Genomic DNA, 6552 nt, shown 5'->3' on the forward strand with positions numbered 1-6552 from the left:
GAGGACACCCCACTCCAACTCAGCGCATAACCCACTCCGAAGGACACAAAACGATTACACCACTCCACAGGACTTGACCTACTTGCTTTCCTAAAACTGATGTGATACAATGATTTAATCCAGAAAAGGAGTAAAAAATATGCGGCAAGGTATTCTTAAATAAAACTATAATCAAATAGTGGGAACAAAGGATTATGATAGCTCCTTTTGTAGGGGCTTAGTTTTTTGTACCCAATTTAAGAATACTTTTGCCTTATCAATTTTGACATATCCCCAAAAACAGCAATCACAAACAGGTGTATGCTGTATATGTGTATGTCCGCAACTTATAATCCCCAGTGGTAAAAGTATTTTACTGCTGGGGATTTTTATGCCCTTTGGGGCTGTAAAGGGAGGACAATCACATGAAAATAATCAATATTGGAATTCTTGCCCATGTAGACGCTGGAAAGACGACCTTGACGGAGAGCCTGCTATATGCCAGCGGAGCCATTTCAGAACCGGGGAGCGTCGAAAAAGGGACAACGAGGACGGACACCATGTTTTTGGAGCGGCAGCGTGGGATTACCATTCAAGCGGCAGTCACTTCCTTCCAGTGGCACAGATGTAAAGTTAACATTGTGGATACGCCCGGCCACATGGATTTTTTGGCGGAGGTGTACCGCTCTTTGGCTGTTTTAGATGGGGCCATCTTGGTGATCTCCGCTAAAGATGGCGTGCAGGCCCAGACCCGTATTCTGTTCAATGCCCTGCGGAAAATGAACATTCCCACCGTTATCTTTATCAACAAGATCGACCAGGCTGGCGTTGATTTGCAGAGCGTGGTTCAGTCTGTTCGGGATAAGCTCTCCGCCGATATTATCATCAAGCAGACGGTGTCGCTGTCCCCGGAAATAGTCCTGGAGGAAAATACCGACATAGAAGCATGGGATGCGGTCATCGAAAATAACGATGAATTATTGGAAAAGTATATCGCAGGAGAACCAATCAGCCGGGAAAAACTTGCGCGGGAGGAACAGCAGCGGGTTCAAGACGCCTCCCTGTTCCCAGTCTATCATGGCAGCGCCAAAAATGGCCTTGGCATTCAACCGTTGATGGATGCGGTGACAGGGCTGTTCCAACCGATTGGGGAACAGGGGGGCGCCGCCCTATGCGGCAGCGTTTTCAAGGTTGAGTACACCGATTGCGGCCAGCGGCGTGTCTATCTACGGTTATACAGCGGAACGCTGCGCCTGCGGGATACGGTGGCCCTGGCCGGGAGAGAAAAGCTGAAAATCACAGAGATGCGTATTCCATCCAAAGGGGAAATTGTTCGGACAGACACCGCTTATCCGGGTGAAATTGTTATCCTTCCCAGCGACAGCGTGAGGTTAAACGATGTATTAGGGGACCCAACCCGGCTCCCTCGTAAAAGGTGGCGTGAGGACCCCCTCCCCATGCTGCGGACGTCGATTGCGCCGAAAACGGCAGCGCAAAGAGAACGGCTGCTGGACGCTCTTACGCAACTTGCGGATACTGACCCGCTTTTGCGCTGCGAGGTGGATTCCATCACCCATGAGATCATTCTTTCTTTTTTGGGCCGGGTGCAGTTGGAGGTTGTTTCCGCTTTGCTGTCGGAAAAATACAAGCTTGAAACAGTGGTAAAGGAACCCACCGTCATTTATATGGAGCGGCCGCTCAAAGCAGCCAGCCACACCATCCATATCGAGGTGCCGCCCAACCCGTTTTGGGCATCCATCGGACTGTCTGTTACACCACTCCCGCTTGGCTCCGGTGTACAATACGAGAGCCGGGTTTCGCTGGGATACTTGAACCAGAGTTTTCAAAACGCTGTCAGGGATGGTATCCGTTACGGGCTGGAGCAGGGCTTGTTCGGCTGGAACGTAACGGACTGTAAGATTTGCTTTGAATACGGGCTTTATTACAGTCCGGTCAGCACGCCGGCGGACTTCCGCTCATTGGCCCCGATTGTATTGGAACAGGCATTGAAGGAATCAGGGACGCAACTGCTGGAACCTTATCTCTCCTTCACCCTCTATGCGCCCCGGGAATATCTTTCCAGGGCTTATCATGATGCACCGAAATACTGTGCCACCATCGAAACGGTCCAGGTAAAAAAGGATGAAGTTGTCTTTACTGGCGAGATTCCCGCCCGCTGTATACAGGCATACCGTACTGATCTGGCCTTTTACACCAACGGGCGGAGCGTATGCCTTACAGAACTGAAAGGGTATCAGGCCGCTGTCGGTCAGCCGGTCATCCAGCCCCGCCGTCCAAACAGCCGCCTGGACAAGGTGCGCCATATGTTTCAGAAGGTAATGTAAAGATACATAATCGTCAAGACGGCAACAATCAGAAGTTATGGAGGGTAACAATGGAATATAGTAAGGAAGATTTAATGGCTCTTCGCATTTGAGGGTGTAGGTGTTGTGGGCGGGGTTGGGCGTGTCGTGGCCGGGTAGGGGTCGAGGTCTTCCGATGATGGAGATTGCTACACCGTCCATCTGAAAGACCTCGACATGGCCAATACTATCTTTGATCGCCCTGACCTGAGCGCGTTCACGCGCCTGGATGACCTGGGCCTGGAAGTGACGGGCCAGCGCATGTGGCCAGACCATGCAGTGTTGGCTTGCCGGATTGCTGGTGAGGACCGGTGGTGTCGACGCTGCGGATGCCAGGGCGAGTCGCGTGACACGGTGATCAGGCGCTTGGCGCACGAGCCTTACGGGTGGCGCCCCACGATCTTGCACGTGAGCGTGCGCCGCTACCGGTGCCAGGAGTGCGCCCATGTGTGGCGTCAAGATATGAGCCAAGCGGCCGATCCGCGCGCCAAGCTCTCGCGTGCGGCGGTGCGCTGGGCGCTCACTGGGCTGGTCGTTCATCATTTGACGGTGGCGCGTATCTCCCAGGCCCTCGGTGTGTCCTGGAATACCGCCAACACCGCTGTCCTGGGTGAAGGCCAGCGTCTACTGATCAATGATCCAACTCGGTTCGATGGCGTGCGTGTCATCGGGGTGGATGAACACGTGTGGCGCCACACCCCCTACGGAGACAAATACGTCACCGTTATCTTGGACTTGACACCCATCCGAGAACGCAGCGGCCCCTCCCGACTCTTGGACATGGTCCCGGGTCGCTCCAAGCAGGTCTTCAAAACCTGGCTGGCCTCCCGCCCCGACACGTGGCGAAGCCGCATCGAGATCGTCGCGATGGATGGATTCACCGGGTTCAAAAGCGCAGCCACTGAAGAACTCCCCGGCGCGAGGGCGGTCATGGACCCCTTCCACGTCGTGCACCTGGCTGGCAACGCCTTGGATGAGTGTCGCAGACGCATTCAGCAAGAACTCCACCACCGGCGCGGGCGTGCCACCGACCCCCTGTACAAGGCCCGCAGGATGTTACACACCCGCTCATGCCTGCTCACGCCACGCCAGCAGCACCAACTACTCAACCTGTTTTCCGGTGAGGAGCACGTCGCGCTCGAGGTCACTTGGAGCGCCTACCAGAACATCATCGACGCCTACCGCGCGCCCGACACGGACGCGGGTAAGGCCCTGATGGAAGCCGAAATCAACACCCTGACCTCCACGCGTGTACCGAGGGGTCTGACCGAGCTCATCACGCTGGGCAGGACACTCAAACGCCGAGCCGGGGACATCCTGGCTTACTTCGACCACCCCCACACCTCCAATGGCCCTACCGAAGCCATCAACGGACGCCTCGAACACCTACGCGGCTCCGCCCTCGGGTTCCGTAACCTCACCCACTACATCACCCGCTGCCTCCTCGAAACCGGCGGATTCAGACCCCAACTACACCCCCAATTATGAAGAGCCCGTTTTCTGTGGCACCGGTGATAGTAGTTCCTAGTTTTGCGGTGCGGCAGATGGTATCGACGATGACATTTCCGTTAGGCTGCACAGTAGGTCCTTAGTTTTGTACGGATGGATTAGATACCTTTTTCCTACAAAGCCAAGGACCCCAATATCTTGTGCCACGCCCGAACCCCGGCGAACTAATCAATGCACTCTAAAACCGGAAGAGCCCTTTTAGTACTACTGGTGGATTTCGGTTTTGGTGGGGATTAACGCCGCCGGCTTCGGTTTTTCCGTTGAGGAGGGCGTTGACTACTTCCCGATTGTGAAATGGGTCGATGGTGAGGTAGAGAGGAACCAGTCACCTGGAAGAGATCGATCCAGTCGTTGGTGTGCAATCTGGGAGGTAGGGTCGCGGGGTCGATTCCTCGCGAGCGCAACCATGATTGTGTTTCTGAACGTGATGAAAACAACCCTGCCCTTCGGAGAATTTCCCCTATCCCGCGTCCCCGGGCGGTGAAAACGGTGTGCACCATCGCCTGAAAGGCTTTGCGTTGCTCTATCGGGATCTTCGGGTCACCCACCCGGCGGATCACTAAGATCCCCCCGTCAACGTTTGGCTGTGGCCGGAAAGCAGACCTTGGTACTCGGGAACCAAGGTGAAACGTGAACCATGGGGACCACTGAGCTGTCATCATCGTGCTTGCGCCTACCCCGGCCCGGCGGCGAGCGACTTCCCACTGCATGAGGAGTACAGCGTCAGTCCATGCTGGCGCATGCAGCAACTTTCGAAGAATGGCAGTGGTGAGGTGAAAGGGAATGTTTCCCACAATGACGCAGGGAGTGGCGGGTAACGGGAAGTTGAGGAAATCATCATGGACCACTTCGACCGACGCCGAGGCGGTCTTTTTTGTGAGTTTGGCAGCTAGTTTTGCGTCTACCTCAACTGCCGTTATTGCCCTCCCCAAGTGGGCCATCGGGTGAGTGAGGGCACCGCTTCCTGGTCCGATCTCAATGATGGGGCCGGAGGTTTGTTTCACAAGGTCGATGATGGAGTTGATGATCTTGTGGTTGGTGAGAAAATTTTGGCCATGCTCGTGACGGCCGTGTCCGTATGCAGACATCAGGTGTGCTCCTTGGATTTGAAATGGAGCCGGGCATGACAAATAGCCGCCCGGCTAAAGGACCGGAGCGGTTTTTAACCTACGGGGTAGGAAACCGCCTTAGCGGTTGGTGCGCAACCGCAAGAAAGCGGTACCTGAAATCAACATGGGTCTAATTATATCCATTAAAGGGTTAAGGGTCAAAATGTGTGTCTGGCTCGGCGTGTCGCGGGGGTTAGATTTGGCCTTTTTGAATGCCGATTGAGTGGGTGTAGTCGGTGTCGATAGCGTTGTCGTAGAGGGCTGGGCGTCCTGTTTCGTGGTCGGCTTGGTTCTCGGTTTGGGTCAGGGTGGATACTTTGGCGAGTTGGCCCTGGCCCCAGTCGGACTGCCTGGCGATTCGTACTGGATCGTCAGGCAGTTCCGTTTTTAAGTAGAGCCACCAATCCAGCATGCGGCGTTGTCGTTCGCCTGATCTGCCGCGGTGGGTTCTGGCGAGCAGTTTGAGCTGGGCGTTGATGCCGCCTTCTAAGCTGTTGGTGGTGGATTTGATCCGCTCGGGCGCAAGGACTCCTGCTGGCGGGTTGAGGTAGACAAACAGCATCTCGGACCGCCAAAGATGGTTGAGGCTGTTGTAGGCCTTGCGCACGTTGTGGTGGGTCCACACGCGGGTCCATGCACCTGTTTTGGGGTCTTTGATCATGGTTTTCTCGTTCATCCATTCCCGGTAGATCGTTGAAAACTCGTGCAGTTGCACACCCCACGCGGCGGCTTCATCCAGTGTGGTGATCCGGGTCAGTTTCAGCGCAAGTCGGTAGATGGTGCGCCCGGCATCGGTGCGTGGGTTGGTGGTGGTGTAGCGGCGGACCACGCGTTGGGCGTGGACGAGGCAGCGTTGAATTTTCGTAGTCGGCCAGCACTTTTTGATTGCGCTGTATGCGCCTTGGCCGCCGTCGATGACGGCGATGAGTGGGGCTTCGATGCGTTCAAGCAGCAGTTGGTAGTCGCGGGTGGTTTCGTGTTTGCACCAGTGCCAGGCGATCACGTGGTCGATGGTCGCCGCGACGATCAGGCAGCCACCGGCGGTGTAGGTGCCATCGAGAAATACCTGGTCGTAGATCCGCTTGTGGTGGCCGGCGGTGGGGTCAGGCACATCAACGAGCCAGCACCACTTGAAGCGCCGCTTCATGGTGGCGCGGCTAACACCGTTTCGTTTGGCTAGGTCGTCGAGTGATATTGCGGTGGTGCAATGCTCGATGAACTGGGTGAACACTGCCGCGTTGGTGATGTCGTTTCGACGTTTGACGCTGGAGGCGCCGCATTGTTTGCAGCGCCATCTGGTGGTGCCTTTGCTGGTGGTGCCGTTGCGTTTCATTTCACCGCCGCAGTGGCAGCGTGGTTGGTTCTTCGACATTGCGACACCACACCACGCCGCGCATAGCACATCACGGCTGCCACACCGAGGATTTCCCGTCGGGGGCTAGATATATGCTTCCGGAGCATATACTTTCCGGAAACCTACAGGTCAATCCGTGAAAATCCGCGATTCCGGACACACATTTTGACCCTTAACCCTGGGTATCGCCACCGGCCCTTGGACACCAGGGTCGGCACCATTGACGTGGCGATCCCCA

At 55.6% G+C, this 6552-nt stretch carries 5 protein-coding genes; 2 read left to right on the forward strand and 3 right to left on the reverse strand.

The genetic code is table 11. The annotated features are described in order from the left end of the window. The first annotated feature begins 404 nt into the window (after positions 1–404). Positions 405–2324 (forward strand): tetracycline resistance ribosomal protection protein Tet(W), encoded by a 1920-nt coding sequence (gene tet(W), locus HMPREF2980_RS07870; RefSeq protein WP_070691289.1) that lies wholly within the window; start codon positions 405–407, stop codon positions 2322–2324. A 195-nt stretch (positions 2325–2519) separates the two neighbouring features. Next, the gene (locus tag HMPREF2980_RS07875; RefSeq protein WP_049353248.1) at positions 2520–3830 is read left to right on the forward strand and encodes an ISL3 family transposase; all 1311 of its coding nucleotides are present in this window, start codon (positions 2520–2522) and stop codon (positions 3828–3830) included. Positions 3831–4084: 254 nt separating this feature from the next. Here the strand turns inward: HMPREF2980_RS07875 and erm are convergent, their stop codons facing one another. The 3 genes from erm to HMPREF2980_RS07885 form a co-directional block, all read right to left on the reverse strand. Continuing rightward, positions 4085–4939 carry a 23S ribosomal RNA methyltransferase Erm gene (gene erm / locus HMPREF2980_RS07880; RefSeq protein ID WP_070691292.1) on the reverse strand — a complete coding sequence of 285 codons (855 nt, stop codon included), beginning with the start codon at positions 4937–4939 and terminating at the stop codon, positions 4085–4087. A 99-nt stretch (positions 4940–5038) separates the two neighbouring features. Next, positions 5039–5104, reverse strand: a complete 66-nt coding sequence (locus HMPREF2980_RS09755) for an erythromycin resistance leader peptide (RefSeq protein ID WP_071569110.1) — start codon at positions 5102–5104, stop codon at positions 5039–5041. Positions 5105–5153: 49 nt separating this feature from the next. Continuing rightward, positions 5154–6332 carry an IS256-like element IS1249 family transposase gene (locus tag HMPREF2980_RS07885; protein WP_005323424.1) on the reverse strand — a complete coding sequence of 393 codons (1179 nt, stop codon included), beginning with the start codon at positions 6330–6332 and terminating at the stop codon, positions 5154–5156. Positions 6333–6552 lie beyond the last annotated feature (220 nt).

It is taken from the genome of Rothia sp. HMSC076D04 (genome assembly GCF_001814645.1).
Lineage (GTDB): Bacteria > Actinomycetota > Actinomycetes > Actinomycetales > Micrococcaceae > Rothia > Rothia mucilaginosa.

What these genes read in the sequence shown, in the direction of transcription:
- HMPREF2980_RS07885 (WP_005323424.1), bottom strand. Translation starts at nt 6,332, where the DNA reads ATGTCGAAGAACCAACCACGCTGCCACTGCGGCGGTGAAATGAAACGC.
- HMPREF2980_RS07875 (WP_049353248.1), top strand. Translation starts at nt 2,520, where the DNA reads ATGGCCAATACTATCTTTGATCGCCCTGACCTGAGCGCGTTCACGCGC.
- erm (WP_070691292.1), bottom strand. Translation starts at nt 4,939, where the DNA reads ATGTCTGCATACGGACACGGCCGTCACGAGCATGGCCAAAATTTTCTC.